The 11,660-nt window shown below is 41.5% G+C and carries 15 protein-coding genes; 9 read left to right on the top strand and 6 right to left on the bottom strand.

Translation table 11 applies throughout. The features are described from left to right. Nucleotides 1–287 precede the first annotated feature (287 nt). The 6 genes from ACI4L0_RS04665 to ACI4L0_RS04640 all read left to right on the top strand — a co-directional run bounded on the left by ACI4L0_RS04665 (nt 288) and on the right by ACI4L0_RS04640 (nt 4,290). Nucleotides 288–533, top strand: coding sequence for a hypothetical protein (locus ACI4L0_RS04665; RefSeq protein WP_439799005.1), 246 nt, complete (start codon nt 288–290; stop codon nt 531–533). Nucleotides 534–572: 39 nt separating this feature from the next. Continuing rightward, the gene (locus ACI4L0_RS04660; protein WP_439799004.1) at nt 573–2,051 is read left to right on the top strand and encodes a radical SAM/SPASM domain-containing protein; all 1,479 of its coding nucleotides are present in this window, start codon (nt 573–575) and stop codon (nt 2,049–2,051) included. A gap of 29 nt (nt 2,052–2,080) precedes the next feature. Continuing rightward, nucleotides 2,081–2,839 carry an amidohydrolase family protein gene (locus ACI4L0_RS04655; protein WP_439799003.1) on the top strand — a complete coding sequence of 253 codons (759 nt, stop codon included), beginning with the start codon at nt 2,081–2,083 and terminating at the stop codon, nt 2,837–2,839. A gap of 24 nt (nt 2,840–2,863) precedes the next feature. Beyond that, nucleotides 2,864–3,520 (top strand): hypothetical protein, encoded by a 657-nt coding sequence (locus tag ACI4L0_RS04650; RefSeq protein ID WP_439799002.1) that lies wholly within the window; start codon nt 2,864–2,866, stop codon nt 3,518–3,520. Nucleotides 3,521–3,649: 129 nt separating this feature from the next. Then, on the top strand, nt 3,650–4,102 hold the full coding sequence (locus ACI4L0_RS04645) for a hypothetical protein (protein ID WP_439799001.1): 453 nt from the start codon (nt 3,650–3,652) through the stop codon (nt 4,100–4,102). 44 nt (nt 4,103–4,146) lie between these two features. Further along, entirely contained in the window at nt 4,147–4,290 is a 144-nt protein-coding gene (locus tag ACI4L0_RS04640; protein WP_439799000.1) for a hypothetical protein, read from the top strand. Nucleotides 4,291–4,655: 365 nt separating this feature from the next. Here the strand turns inward: ACI4L0_RS04640 and ACI4L0_RS04635 are convergent, their stop codons facing one another. From ACI4L0_RS04635 to ACI4L0_RS04615, 5 genes are all read right to left on the bottom strand, one after another. Beyond that, nucleotides 4,656–5,276 (bottom strand): AAA family ATPase, encoded by a 621-nt coding sequence (locus ACI4L0_RS04635; RefSeq protein ID WP_439798999.1) that lies wholly within the window; start codon nt 5,274–5,276, stop codon nt 4,656–4,658. Between the two features lie 15 nt (nt 5,277–5,291). Further along, entirely contained in the window at nt 5,292–5,927 is a 636-nt protein-coding gene (locus ACI4L0_RS04630; protein ID WP_439798998.1) for an amino acid ABC transporter permease, read from the bottom strand. 1 nt (nt 5,928) lies between these two features. After that, nucleotides 5,929–6,582, bottom strand: a complete 654-nt coding sequence (locus ACI4L0_RS04625) for an amino acid ABC transporter permease (protein ID WP_439798997.1) — start codon at nt 6,580–6,582, stop codon at nt 5,929–5,931. A gap of 101 nt (nt 6,583–6,683) precedes the next feature. After that, the gene (locus tag ACI4L0_RS04620) at nt 6,684–7,469 is read right to left on the bottom strand and encodes a transporter substrate-binding domain-containing protein (protein WP_439798996.1); all 786 of its coding nucleotides are present in this window, start codon (nt 7,467–7,469) and stop codon (nt 6,684–6,686) included. A gap of 198 nt (nt 7,470–7,667) precedes the next feature. Next, complete coding sequence (locus tag ACI4L0_RS04615) at nt 7,668–8,426, bottom strand: amino acid ABC transporter ATP-binding protein (protein ID WP_439798995.1); 759 nt, start codon at nt 8,424–8,426, stop codon at nt 7,668–7,670. Between the two features lie 258 nt (nt 8,427–8,684). Between ACI4L0_RS04615 and ACI4L0_RS04610 the strand changes: the two genes are divergently transcribed. Beyond that, complete coding sequence (locus tag ACI4L0_RS04610) at nt 8,685–9,620, top strand: hypothetical protein (RefSeq protein WP_439798994.1); 936 nt, start codon at nt 8,685–8,687, stop codon at nt 9,618–9,620. Next, entirely contained in the window at nt 9,617–9,985 is a 369-nt protein-coding gene (locus tag ACI4L0_RS04605) for an HD-GYP domain-containing protein (protein ID WP_439798993.1), read from the top strand. The genes ACI4L0_RS04610 and ACI4L0_RS04605 overlap by 4 nt, the downstream gene beginning before the upstream one ends. 46 nt (nt 9,986–10,031) lie before the next feature. Here ACI4L0_RS04605 and ACI4L0_RS04600 read toward each other — a convergent pair whose 3' ends face one another. After that, nucleotides 10,032–11,153, bottom strand: a complete 1,122-nt coding sequence (locus tag ACI4L0_RS04600; protein ID WP_439798992.1) for an acyltransferase family protein — start codon at nt 11,151–11,153, stop codon at nt 10,032–10,034. A 120-nt stretch (nt 11,154–11,273) separates the two neighbouring features. Here ACI4L0_RS04600 and ACI4L0_RS04595 point away from each other — a divergent pair, with 120 nt between their 5' ends. Continuing rightward, a complete protein-coding gene (locus ACI4L0_RS04595; protein WP_439798991.1) occupies nt 11,274–11,606 on the top strand; it encodes a helix-turn-helix domain-containing protein in 333 nt (110 codons plus the stop codon). The last annotated feature ends 54 nt before the right edge of the window (nt 11,607–11,660 follow it).

Below are 11,660 nucleotides of genomic sequence, written 5' to 3'. Positions count from 1 at the left end.
TGTAAAACTCTTTACCGCACCACAGGCATAGCCTGTGGATTTCTTATGGTATTAAAATCAAAGAAGTATAACTGAGGTAAAACTATGGCTTATACAAAACCACAGGTAGTAGCACAGAACGCTTCTACAGGTTCTTATGCAGCAGGATGCCCGGCTAATATATATGGCTGGGAAGAAGAATGCAAAAGTTGTTACCGCTCTGAGTAGTTTACAACCTGCTTAACATAGTAGGTAATGCCCCGCTATGTAAAATAATGAGGGCAGTCTTTTTATTGACAAGGAAAAAAATGAAGAATATACAATTTTGGGTTTATGAAAATTTTAGAAAACTTCATGCCCGAGTTCATCTTAGGAATTGTTCATGTTGTAATGATGGCGCAGGTACGAATAAAATAAAAGGTAAAGAAAATGGTAAATGGGTAGATCCTTTTAATACTTATAACGAGGCAGAAAACGAGGCAAAACGTTTTATAAAAGAAAAGAATTGCGAAGATAAAAAAATTAATTGTTCTTTTTGTGAACCACAGTCATAAATTACAAAAAAAATCAGGTATATAGCACGAGGTATACAAATGCTTTATAGACAAAAAAAAGACACCTATATCCGCAACTACGACGGTGCAGGCTACATCACTTCCACAGGAATTTTTAACGACCGCATGGTAAACGAAAGCGGCACTGTTTTTTTGTGCGCACTTAGCCGTAAGCCGCAGTCGCTTGAGCAGCTTGCAGACAAAATCATGCCGGCTTTTGCAGACGACAATGTAAGCCGCCAGACAATTCTTGCCGATGCAAAGGAATTTTACGACACGCTCGTAGAAGACGGCTTTATCATAAAAGGCGAAACTCCTGAAGAACTTGACGCACAGGACACAGGCTTTACATATAACCAGATTCAGCCAAAGACAATCCGCGAGGACTTTACGCCGGCAATTCAGAGGGCAGACACAGACACGCAGGAATTTCTTGAAAAGCACTTTAAGGACAAACCGCATTTGACGTCGTTTCAGATTGAGCTTACTTCAAGATGCAACGAGCGGTGCGTTCACTGCTACATTCCGCACGACTTAAAGCTTTACGACATCACAGAAAAAATGTATTACAGCACGCTTGAACAGCTTAGCAAAATGGGCGTGCTTTCCGTAACGCTTTCCGGCGGAGAGCCGATGTGCCACCCTAAGTTTAAAGAATTCCTGCGCGCCGCAAAACACTACGACTTTTACGTAAACATTCTTTCAAACCTTACGCTCCTTGACGACGAAACAGTGCAGATTATAAAAGAAGGCAACGTTTCTTCCGTTCAGGTTTCGCTCTACTCGATGATACCGGAACATCACGATGCAATTACAACGGTAAAGGGAAGTTTTGAAAAAACAAAGAACGCAATTTTAAAACTTATAGAAAACGACATTCCTCTTCATGTTTCCTGCCCTACGATGAAAGGCAACAAGGACGACTTTAAGGACGTGCTTGCCTGGTGTCACGAACATAAAATCCGCGCGCAGACAGACTACATAATGATGGCAGAATTTAACCACGAAACTTCAAACCTTGCAAACCGCCTTTCTGTAGAAGAAGCCGGCAATGTAATTTCAAGCATAATGCAGGGCGATGATGACTATCAGAAAGCAATCCTTGAGCCTGACTTTGTAGAAAAGTGCAATCAGAACTGCTTTAACCCGGAGCGCCGTCTTTGCGGTGTAGGCATTTCTGCCTGCTGTATGGTTGCAAACGGAAACGTATATCCGTGCGCCGGCTGGCAGGAAATGGTACTCGGCAACTTAAACGATACTCCATTGCAGGAAATCTGGGATAATTCAGAAAAAATAAAATGGCTTCGCAGTCTAAAAATGAAAGACCTTGGAAACGGCGAATGTTGCAAATGCGACAAGGCGGCTTTCTGCGCGCCGTGCATGGTTCGTAACGCAAACGAAAGCCCTACAGGAAATCCGCTTGAAATAAACCGTCACTTCTGCGCAGTTGCCGCAAAGAACAAGCAGATTGTCCTTGACTGGCGCGAGGCAAAATTAAAGGAAATCGGTTCACATTAATCTGGATTTTTTCAGCGGTTGGAGGAAAAATGCACGATATTCACACGCATATTGGTCAGTTCAATCAGACATATTATGAGTTCCACGATGTTTTTAATGCCTTAAAAAATAATGGCATTGTAGAAACAACTTTTGCATATCTTACTCCATTATTCACAGAATCTGCACCTGCACTTAGATTTTATAAAATAATGACAGAGAATACAAAAGCTGCTTTGAATTATGCAAAAGAAATAAATCTGAAAGCGAATGCCCTTTACTGGATTGACCCGATGATTCTATTTGCTGGAATGACGCTTGAATCAATCATGCAGGATTTGGATTACAAAGGGCTTGTCGTTCATCCATTTTTGAATGACTGGAATCCAGCAGACTTTAAACGGGCAGAACTTTTAACAAAACTTTTTGAATATGCAAGCAGAGAAAATAAAGAAATCTATTTTCATACGGGGTGTTCAGAAACAGATAATCCAATGTTATTTGAACGCTGGTTTATGAAATTTTCAGATGTAAAAGTTCATCTTGCGCATTGCAAAGATCCAGAGCCAATAATCAAACTTTTTTCAAAATATGCAAACCTTGTAGGAGACACAGCGTTTTGTCCGCAAGATTCTTATAAAGCTATTTGCCAAGCCGGTTTTAAAGAAAGAATGTTCTTTGGAACAGATTTTCCGATTAGTCATTGGTATCAACATTATAGGAAAGAAAACTTTCCTGCAGATGAAAAATCACTTACGGAAAGTTATTCACAAACATTAATTGAATATAAAAAATTTATTGATTCTTAAATAAAAGAAGAGGAGAAAAGAATTATGTTAAATAAAATTTTCAGAACATTACTTTTATTGTGTGTTCTTGGATTAGGTGTTTTATTTTTTCTTGATTTTTTTAAAGAAAAAAATATCTTACATGCTGTATTAATAGGATTTGTCTGTTTGTTTACTATTATAAATATTATTAGAATTTTTAGTGATTACTTCGGCGTTTACACTGAAAAATCTGTTTTACTTATTTTAGGAACTCTGTATTTTTTAGTAGAAGACGGGAGATTCGTTTTAATTCTCATGATTATTCTACAGTTAGTAGAGTCGATTAGTAATGATGATAGCTATGAATCTTTCATGCATTTCCTAGGTTTCATTGTTTGCTATGGTTCTTTAATTGCTTGTATATTTAAAATTTTCGATATCGGAATATTTGGTCCTATTAATATTGGAATTTTAATAACCTGTTGTATTCCTTTGGTTGTTCTATTTTTATTTATTATTGGCAGTTCATTTAATATGCTAGACCACTCGGATTTATATCAGGTTGAAAGTATAATCATTATTATAAGTTGTATTACACAAATTCTACTTTCAATTCTATTAAAAACTATGGGAAACGACATCTCTTTTGGAAATTCTCTTTTCTTTGGCGTAATGGCAGTTTTAGCTATGATAGGAAGATTACTCTGCATAAAAAACTAATAGTATATGTTTTAATGTTTTCTTCCAACACCTCGACATTCATGGTAATTACCAACATACAATATTTTTCGCAAAAAAAATATTCCGGCTCTACTTGATATTGCACCGCTCTTTCTATACTATTTAAATATGACAGGAATAACAGAAATTCACTATTCGTCAACTTCATCCTGCCGGGACGATGCAGAACTTTCAAAAGTGGAAGAAGAAATTGCCTATGCACAGGCTTTCAAATCAAAAAAAATAGTCGTAAAGCCATATCTCTGGTATATTCCAAAATATGCAGAAGAAAACATCAGCGTAAAATCCGCATTAAAGGCTTTTGATTACTGCGGCATAAAACTTCATCCTTTTGCACAAAAATGGAATTTTGAAAATCCCTGTCATAAAAAAGCACTTGAAGAAATTTTTGAATGCTGTACAAAAAATAAATCAGTTTTAATTCACTGCGGAAAAAGTCCCGAAACGTTACCTTCACGGTTTGAGCCGTTTTTCAAAGCTTTCCCGGATGCGAATGTAACTCTTGCACATTCAAATCCAGTTGACGTTACAATTCAAATGCTGAAAAATATAAAAACGTAAAATCTGACACTGCATATTCAGACGAAAAAGACATAATTGCACTTATGAAAAGTGAAGTCAAAGAAAAAGTTTTGTTCGGAACAGATTTTCCGCTTACGCATTATTTTGACAGAGTGCTTTTCGGCAAAAAACGCACGATGAACGAACAATATATAGAAGATTGCAGGAAAATCAGACTGTTCGATTAGCGTATATTGTTTGATAAGTAAAAATTTCTGTTTCCTGCGGTAAAAAAATCATTGTCCTTTTTTCTTCTGTTCCTTTTTTATCATTTCAAGAGCGGTCTTTTCGTAATCAGATGCAATTTTTTGAAGTTTTTCTACATTTGCTTGTCCTTCAAGGGGAAGTTTTCTTCCAGCTTTTTGATTGTCTTCTGTTCGGGCGGTCAACTTTGATGTAGAATGTCTTTTTTATCCTGTTAAAAAACAGCGGCCCCGGGGCAAGTGTTGAAGTTGCTGTTTTGCAGCGCAGGCTCCGGAGCCGGATTGTTCCGCTCAAACCACGGAAAGGAATTTTTAAAAGATGGCTAAAAAACGTAAAGGAAAAAAATCAGCTACTCTCCGAATCTCAGCTGGGCAGCATGGAAAATAAGCTCAACTGCATTGTCCACGGAAAACTGCTGCATATCAATCATGAGATTTCTTCCATGGCGGTCGCCGCGGTTTTTGCCCGTTATGAATTTATAATAGCGGTGCCGCTTTCTGTCTATTTTTGCAATGAGCCTTGCCGCGCTTTCAGCAGACAGGCCGTAGGCGGTGCTTACATGCGCTGTTCTGAATTCAAGCGGCGCATACAAAAACACATTCAGTGTAAAACCGAATTCAGAAAGAAAATAATCCGCGCACCGTCCGAACATAACGCAGCTTTCACGGTTGGCAATCTGCCTGATGACATCGCCCTGCGCTTCCACGGCACTTTCAGTAAAAAACTGGCTTGATACACCGTAGCCAAATTCATTTATATACTGCTCAAAGAACTGGCTTCCGCCGCCGCTTCTGGAAGATTTTCTGTCTATATTGATAATTGCGCTTTCATCTATGCCGGCTATTTTCGCAGCTTCGTCAACAAGCTCTTTTTCGTAAAATTTCACACCGAGCCTTGAAGCAAGGCTTCTTCCGACTCCGCTTGCATTGCAGCCAAATTCGCGTCCGATAGTTATAACAAATTTCTTCATGGATTCATTCTCCCTTTATTTTATATCTCTGATTGCCCGGTGCGAAATCCAAAGCAAAAGTGTGTTCACTCCAAAATAGACAAACGCAATAACGGCATACAGCGCAATTATGTACGAAGACTTCACATATCTGCCCATAACAATCTGCCCGGAATACATGAGCTCATGGACTGCAATCACAGCGCACAGGGAAGTGTCCTTGATTATCGTAATGAACTGCCCCATGAGCGGCTTGCGGATTCTCTTTACAGTCTGCGGAATGACCACATGAACCAGCGTTCCCACATAGCTGAATCCCTGGGAGCTTGCGGCTTCCCACTGCCCTTTTGGAACAGCCTTCATTCCTCCGCGTATGATTTCCGCAACAAGCGCGCAGTTCAAGAATGTAAGCGCAACAACAGCACTCGCCACAGGAGGAAGAGGAAGCGTAAAGCGAAACGCAATAATCATCAGCAGAAGAGGAAGGTTCCGCGCAATGTCAATGTACACAGCAGAAATGCGGGCGGCCGGCCCTGTTCCTGTGAACTTTGCAACTCCAAGAACAGTTCCGATGATAAAACTCGCCGCAATCGTCAGCACGGCAATAAGCATCGTCACAGCAAGTCCGCGCAGCAGAAACAGCGCTGTTGTAACTGAAAGAAAATCGCTCATATCATGCCGCCTTTTTTTCAAGAGCTTCCGCCGCTTTTGAAAGAGGCAGACACAAAATAAGATACAGCACAGCGGATACAATAAAAGCCTGTGTGTAGCATCCATACTCCGCCGCCCAGCCATCCGAGCGGTACATCAGTTCACCGGCTGTAACAACCGTGAGCGTGGAAGAATTCTTTATCATGTTCACGCATTGATTTGTCATCGGAGGAAGCGCAATCTTTATAGCCTGCGGAATAACAATGCAAAAAAGCGACTGCATATAGCTCATTCCCTGGCTCAGTGCGGCCTCTGTCTGCCCCTTTGGAACGGCCTTCACCGCGGATTCAACTACGCTCGCTCCGAATGCGCCGGTATAAAGAGAAAGCCCCAGACAGCCGCATAAAAACGGACTCATCATAATTCCAATACGCGGAAGAACATTGTACATAAAAAGCAGCTGCACAAGCAGAGGCGTATTCTGAAAAAAATTCACATATCCAAGGCAGATCGCCTTAGCAGTCCTGTTCTGGGAGCAGCGGACTAATCCCACAACAAGGCTGATAAGCAGAGTGCCGGCAAGGCTAACCGCAGAAACCAAAATTGTAATAAGAAATCCGCCGGCAAACACCTGCCAGTCAGTAAAAAGCAGCGCCCATCTTCCAGCGTTAAACATAGATTTCTCCCATAGAAAAAGCAAAAAAAATTCGGCTTTTCAATAACTCTAAAAATTTGCAGGCTTCCCCGGCCATTCAAAAGACCAGGGAATTTTTTGTGCTATTTGTCAAGATTGTATTTTGCCTTCAGCCTTGACATTTCTCCTGAAGCCTCAAGCTCAGCGATTGTTTCGTTAATCACATTGAGAAGAGCAGTGTTTCCTTTTTTGACTGCGACACCGTAGCTCTGCGGAGAATATTTTTCAGGAAGAAGCATTACAGAATCCTCGATATATCCTGCAAGAATAGAAGAGTCTACGCCGAATGCCTGGATTCTTCCTGAGTCAAGCGCGGTTTTGATTTCTGGATATGTCGAATACTCATTGAATTTCAATGTTATTCCGGCTTCAGCCGCAGCGGCCTCAAAAATCTTTTTTGAAGTAGCTGACTGTGCAACTCCAACCGTCAATCCGTTTAAATCTTTGAACGAAGCAATTCCAGACGCTTTTTTTACCATGAGCGCAACAGGATCCTGCATATAGATTTCAGAAAAATCCCAGAGCTTGCGTCTTGCCTCTGTAACAGTGAAAGTGGCCGCAACCATATCGATTTCACCTGTATCAACAAGCGGGCCGCGTGTCTTTGCAGACACTCCTGTAAACTTTACGCTTTCCTTTCCGAAGATTTTCTTTGACACGGCTTTTGCAATGTCGATTTCAAGACCTTCGTGCACATTTGTAGCCGGGTTCAGATAACCGTAGCCCGGAACATCTTCCTTGCAGCCGACTTTTAAAACACCGGCTTTCTTTATCTTGTCGATTTCAGTTTTTTTTGCAGCAAAAAGCTGTCCAGCAGACAAAAGAAGAATCATTCCTGCAAGCACTGATTTTACAAAAGTTTTTTTCATACATACCTCCGCCTGAAACTTTTTTGTTTCAGAAAAAATTTAGGAAGAAACGCTGAGCAGCACTGGAGCGGACAACTGCGCCCGGATTACCCTGTGTTTTTCAGAACGCCTCAAATTCCCTTTATAGCCAGGCAGCGGAAAACAGACTTGCTTCTGATGACGTCATTCAGAAACATCGGGTGCCCGCCGCCGCAGATGCTAGTTTGATTTCAGAATCTTACTGAAGAACTGCTTTGTCCTTTCGTTCTTCGGATTTTCAATTACATCCTCAGGAGTTCCGTCTTCCATAATGTGACCGCCTTCAAGGAACAAAAGCCTGTCAGCGATATGGCGCGCAAATCCCATCTCGTGGGTCACAAACACCATCGTAATATTTTCGCGGGCAACGTCCTCCATGATTTTCAGAACCTCGCTTATCATCTCCGGGTCAAGGGCTGAAGTCGGCTCGTCAAAAAGAATCACCTTGGGCCGCATAGTCAAAGCGCGCGCTATTGCAACACGCTGCTGCTGGCCGCCTGAAAGCTGCGACGGATAAGAATTCATCTTGGAAGAAAGCCCGACTTTTTCGAGGTTCTCCATGGCGCGGTCTATTACTTCATCTTTATTTTCATGCTTGAGAAGAATCGGCGCAAACGTCAGGTTTTCAAGGACAGTCTTATGGGTGTACAGATTGAAGCTCTGAAACACCATTCCGATTTCCTGCCGTGCCTTATAAAGCACCTTGCTCTTCTGTCCGGTAAGTTCCTGCCCGTTTACAGTGACAGTGCCCGAGTACGGCTTTTCAAAGAGATTCATGCAGCGAAGCAAAGTGGACTTTCCCGCCCCACTCGGCCCGATGATACAAGTCTTGCTTCCCTCCGAAATCTCAAGCGAAATATCATCCAGCACTGTAAGCTCACCATACCGCATCGTAATATGCTGCATGTCAATCATAGCCCTGCTTTCTGTGTGCGCCATTATGAAACCTCCGAAAAAAAAAGAGACCAGAAAACCGCTGATGCAGTATTCTGGCCTCTTTGCCTGTTGATGAAAAACTATACCATAAATAAACAAATGTCAATCAGTCGCAAAAAAAATTCTGCGCACAAACTTTCACCTGAAAAAAATCCATGTGAATTTTTTTTGCGGGGTATTGCCAAGGGGGGGGGAATGTTATCATAACATGTGTTATAATGATATATTCAGTCTTTGGACTGTGCAAGGAGGATGATTTTTATGGAACACTGCAAACTTCAAATAGGCTGTCTTGTTGTGGTTTTATACATATTGATTTCATACACACGGCAGTACAAATCATACAAGATGAATTTACACGAAACATTTTTTGACGAGCTTTCGATTCTTGGACTTCTGTGTCTTTCGTTTGACTGCGCGACTGCCTACACCGTGAACCGCCTTGATAGTGTGAATCCGCTCCTGAATCTTTTTCTTCACCTTATGTTTTTGCTCTGCATTGATTCTGTGGTATTCGGACTTTTTCTTTACATGCTTAATATAACAGACGTGCACCCCAGGCGGCGCATTGCAAAGCTGGCTGTGTATTTTCCGTATATAGCGAATATTATTGTGGTTGTGGCGAACATAGGCACGCTCAATTATATTTACGGAGAGCATACAAATTATTCCATGGGAATTTCCGTGTACACCTGTTTTTCTATGGTGATTGTCTATACTCTCATGACAGTTATTGTGTTCTTTACGCGCATAAGGCACATTGAAAGCCACAAGCGAAGATGCATTATAATCTACGTTCTGGTTTCTCTCACAGGAATGACGATACAGTTTTTCAACCCGGAATATCTTATCACCAGCATAGTCGTTACCGTGATGATTCTTGGAATTTATCTCAGCTACGAAGATCCGGCGCTGAAGGAACTTTCTGAATATTATTCGGAAACTGTTATGAGCTTTGCAAATCTTGTTGAAAACAGGGACAGCAGTACAGGCGGTCACATCAAGCGGACGACGAAGTATGTGCGGCTGATTGCGCAGAACCTTCAGAACCGCGGTTATCACAAGGACATTCTTACAAAAGACTACATTTCCAATGTGGAAAAAGCGGCGCCTCTTCACGACATCGGTAAAATTTCTGTGCGGATGCCGTTCTTCAAAAACCGGGAAAACTCACGGACGAAGAATTTGCTGTTATGAAAAAGCACGCGGAAAACGGAGGAAAGATAATCCGTGAAACGTTCGGAAAACTGGGGAACGATGAATATACGGAGATGGCGTATGAAGTGGCGCGCTATCATCACGAAAAGTGGAACGGCAGGGGCTACCCGGAAGGGCTTTCCGGGGAAAAAATTCCGCTTTGTGCGCGGATTATGGCCGTTGCCGACGTATTCGACGCTGTTTCTGAAAAACGGTGCTATCGTGATGCAATGCCCCTTGAACAGTGCTTTGACATTATCCGCAAGGGCGCAGGAGAAGATTTTGATCCGCTGATTGCAAACGTGTTCCTTGAAATAAAAGATGCGGTGGAAGAAGTCCACCGCAGTTTTGCACAGAATAAATGAGGTAATTTGTTGTGGGGGGGGCAGTATAATTCGTTTATCCTGTTTCTTATATCCGTCCGCCGGTAAGCAGGGAAAATAATTTAGGGCAGATTTTGCGGATGAATGAGCCAATGCAGACAAGAAGCACGATGCACAAAAGCGATGTTCCTAAAAACTGAACGAGTATCAGCGCGCCGTGCATCGGAAAAAATCGTATGCTCAGTTTTTTTACTACGGCACTGATAAACGGAGCGTGAGCGGCATAAATCCAGAAGGAATATGCAGAAAGTTCTGACAGGAGAGAATATGCTTTTTCGTTTTTGCAGGCACTTCCTGCGGCTTTTACTGCAAGAAGAATTGTAAGGATTGTGTTTAGAAAACCTGTTATTCCGGCAGCAGGATTTTCTGAGAAGAACAAATACATACAGATGGCGGTAAAAAACGTATATCCCGAAAGGGCATCGCGCCACCGCAAAGAGTCAAGGGCATTCAGAACTCCTTGAATGTGGCGGACGGCGTAAAACCCCAGCGAAAAGTAAAACAGCGCAGGGAAAATCCAGAACGGGTCGGGGAAAATTCCTGCAAGCCGCAAAATCGTTGCGCCAAGAATTAAAGCAAGATAGAAAAAAGGCGTTTTCTGTACGGCGATTTTTATAAGCGGTGAGATGCAGAAAAATACAAGTAGATTTCTAAGATACCAGAACTGATAAACAAGAGGATGATAATAATCAGTATTCGGCTGGCTTCTTCCGAAAAACGCTTTTATTACGTCAACTGCTTTCCAGGAACGTATAATGTTCTGTTCCTGCGTAAAATATGGACGCGTGAACGAAAAAGACTGGGCTGTAAAAAACAGTGTTACTGTAATCAGAGTCCATAAAATGTACGGAACGGCAATTCCCTGAAATTTAGATTTTACTGTTACTGCGACAGGCTTTGACTTTGCGGTAAAAAGGTAGCCGGATATGATAAAAAACAGCGGAACTGCTATTCCGCCCCATACTTGCGCAATAAGATGTCTGATAATTTCGACCCATAAAGGTGCTTCTACAGACATCGTTTCTCCAACAAAATTGACTTCTGTTACATTGAAATGAATGAAAATTACAAGGCAGGCAAGCGGAAATCTGAGGGCTGTAATTCTTTGTGAAAAATCCTGATTGATTTTGTTCGGCTGAAAATTCTCCATATATTAAATCTGCTCCAAAAAGATTTTAAAAGTGATTAGATATAATCAATTTTGTGTAATTTAACGTCTTATAAGATTAAATTCAAGTGAATTTCAGTCTGATTAGATTACATTTAGCAAATGAGCTTTAAGGAAAATCTGCGGGATGAAATGGAGTTTCAGGATATAAAGCCGAAGGAACTTTCGGACAAAACCGGACTTAGCGTGAATACTATCCGCAATTACATAAACGGACACAATGCGCTTCCGAATGTGGAGGCGGCAGTAAAAATTGCGAGGGCGCTGGATGTTTCGGTGGAATATCTTGTGGAACGTCAGAATGTGCGGACAAAAAATAAATCTCCGAAGATTTTTACAATAGAAAAAATGCTTGCAGATTTCTCTGAGGAAGATATTTCCGCTGTGCTTGGAATAATAAAAGCAATCAGCGGAAAATATAATGAATTGACATGAAAAGTTTGTATTTTGTGCAAGCCGCCGCTACCGCTCTTCCCTGCCCACTGTAAA

The sequence above is a fragment of the Treponema sp. genome (assembly GCF_051883275.1).
Lineage (GTDB): Bacteria > Spirochaetota > Spirochaetia > Treponematales > Treponemataceae > Treponema_D.
This window is presented reverse-complemented; position numbering and strand designations above follow the sequence as displayed.

Excerpts from the sequence above, each read along its gene's own strand:
- ACI4L0_RS04665 (WP_439799005.1), top strand. The coding sequence starts at position 288 with ATGAAGAATATACAATTTTGGGTTTATGAAAATTTTAGAAAACTTCAT.
- ACI4L0_RS04660 (WP_439799004.1), top strand. The coding sequence starts at position 573 with ATGCTTTATAGACAAAAAAAAGACACCTATATCCGCAACTACGACGGT.
- ACI4L0_RS04655 (WP_439799003.1), top strand. The coding sequence starts at position 2,081 with ATGCACGATATTCACACGCATATTGGTCAGTTCAATCAGACATATTAT.
- ACI4L0_RS04650 (WP_439799002.1), top strand. The coding sequence starts at position 2,864 with ATGTTAAATAAAATTTTCAGAACATTACTTTTATTGTGTGTTCTTGGA.
- ACI4L0_RS04645 (WP_439799001.1), top strand. The coding sequence starts at position 3,650 with ATGACAGGAATAACAGAAATTCACTATTCGTCAACTTCATCCTGCCGG.
- ACI4L0_RS04640 (WP_439799000.1), top strand. The coding sequence starts at position 4,147 with ATGAAAAGTGAAGTCAAAGAAAAAGTTTTGTTCGGAACAGATTTTCCG.
- ACI4L0_RS04635 (WP_439798999.1), bottom strand. The coding sequence starts at position 5,276 with ATGAAGAAATTTGTTATAACTATCGGACGCGAATTTGGCTGCAATGCA.
- ACI4L0_RS04630 (WP_439798998.1), bottom strand. The coding sequence starts at position 5,927 with ATGAGCGATTTTCTTTCAGTTACAACAGCGCTGTTTCTGCTGCGCGGA.
- ACI4L0_RS04625 (WP_439798997.1), bottom strand. The coding sequence starts at position 6,582 with ATGTTTAACGCTGGAAGATGGGCGCTGCTTTTTACTGACTGGCAGGTG.
- ACI4L0_RS04620 (WP_439798996.1), bottom strand. The coding sequence starts at position 7,469 with ATGAAAAAAACTTTTGTAAAATCAGTGCTTGCAGGAATGATTCTTCTT.
- ACI4L0_RS04615 (WP_439798995.1), bottom strand. The coding sequence starts at position 8,426 with ATGGCGCACACAGAAAGCAGGGCTATGATTGACATGCAGCATATTACG.
- ACI4L0_RS04610 (WP_439798994.1), top strand. The coding sequence starts at position 8,685 with ATGGAACACTGCAAACTTCAAATAGGCTGTCTTGTTGTGGTTTTATAC.
- ACI4L0_RS04605 (WP_439798993.1), top strand. The coding sequence starts at position 9,617 with ATGAAAAAGCACGCGGAAAACGGAGGAAAGATAATCCGTGAAACGTTC.
- ACI4L0_RS04600 (WP_439798992.1), bottom strand. The coding sequence starts at position 11,153 with ATGGAGAATTTTCAGCCGAACAAAATCAATCAGGATTTTTCACAAAGA.
- ACI4L0_RS04595 (WP_439798991.1), top strand. The coding sequence starts at position 11,274 with ATGAGCTTTAAGGAAAATCTGCGGGATGAAATGGAGTTTCAGGATATA.